Origin of the sequence: Salmonella enterica subsp. arizonae (assembly GCF_008692845.1) — a bacterium.
GTDB classification, from domain to species: domain Bacteria; phylum Pseudomonadota; class Gammaproteobacteria; order Enterobacterales; family Enterobacteriaceae; genus Salmonella; species Salmonella arizonae.
This window is the reverse complement of the sequence record NZ_VXJW01000029.1, coordinates 1-1,496: the sequence shown is the minus strand read 5'-3', so window position 1 is coordinate 1,496 and position 1,496 is coordinate 1. Positions and strand designations below refer to the sequence as shown.

Sequence of the window (1,496 nt, the reverse complement as noted above, 5' to 3'; positions counted from 1 at the left end):
TGCGTAACCTGTACAGCCACCCTGATCGCATCCGCATCAATGCCGTTAATAGTAAAACCAGGCGTTTTTTCGTTGGTGATATTGTCGCCAGCCACACCACTGTCATTCGCGGTATCCAGCGTGATGGTCGGTACTGACAGGGTGGCGTCAACAATAAATTCAAGTGTCTGCGTCGCCTTATTGCCAGCAGCGTCGATCGCTTCCACCATCAGGGTATATTTACCGTCACCCACATCCGTGGGCCAGTTGTAATTCCAGATCCCTTTTACTGCACTCTGAGTAGCGTTACCCCATGTCGTGCCGCCATCGATGCTCAGGCGTACAACGTTGACATCTTCCGGCACCGTCACCCGGAAATGCGGATGAACATTGTTAGTCATCTTGTCACCGACAATACCGCTGTCATTGACCAGCACAATACTGCTAATAACAGTCTGTGTATCCACCGTTACCGTCAGCGGCGAGGATTGGCTCATATTTCCTGCCTTATCCTCAACTTTTACCGTCAGGGTGTAGTTGCCATCCGTCCAGTCACTGTCTGGTGTAAAGTGCCACCGACCGCTAACCTGGGTCAGCGCCAACTCCTTACTCTTACCGTTGTGTGTAACCACCACCATTACCTGACTCGCATCCGCGTCGATGCCGTTAATCGTAAAACCAGGCGTTTTTTCGTTGGTGATATTGTCGCCAGCCACACCACTGTCATCCACAGCATCCAGCGTGATGGTCGGCGTCGATAGTGTGGTGTCGATGATAAATTCAAGCATCTGCGTCGCTTTGTTTCCCGCGATATCGGTGGCTTCCACCGTCAGCGTATGCTTTCCTTCGGTTACATCGTCTGGCCAGATGTATTCCCAGTCCCCGGAGGCACTCTGAGTTGCATTGCCCCAGGTTTTACCGTCATTCAGGCTCAGACGGACAACATTAACATCCCCCGGCACCGTCACACGAAAATGCGGGCGAACCTCATTAGTCAGATTATCGCCAATAAAACTGCTATCATTGACCAAAACGATGCTGTCAATAGTGACGTGTGTATCCACGTTCACCGTCAGCGGCGCTGAGTGGCTAACGTTTCCGGCCTTATCTGTCACCGTCACACTCAACGTATAAGCGCCATCCGTCCAGTCACTGGCCGGTGTAAAACGCCATCCGCCAGCTCCGTTGGTCGCTGCAAATGTGGTTGTCGTCCCACCATGATTCACACTTACCATTACTGAAGCAGCATCCGGGTCGACATCTTTCAGGATAAATGTCGGCTGAGAGCGATTAGTCAGGTTATCACCCTGTACGCCAGTATCATCCGGGCCATCCAGTTCAATGGTTGGCGTTGACAGCGTGGTGTCAATGGTGAAATCCAGCGTCCGCATCGCCGTATTGCCCGCAATATCGGTCGCCTCCACCGTCAGCACGTGCGCGCCTTCGGTCACATCGGACGACCAGGTATAACTCCAGACGCCTGCCGATGCCTTCGTCGCATCCATCCACGTCTTACC

At 52.9% G+C, this 1,496-nt stretch carries 1 protein-coding gene; it reads right to left on the bottom strand.

What is annotated here, in order from left to right; all coding sequences use genetic code 11:
• The coding region (locus tag F4V61_RS21940) for an Ig-like domain-containing protein (RefSeq protein WP_211359258.1) at positions 1-1,496 on the bottom strand (1,496 nt) is incomplete at both ends.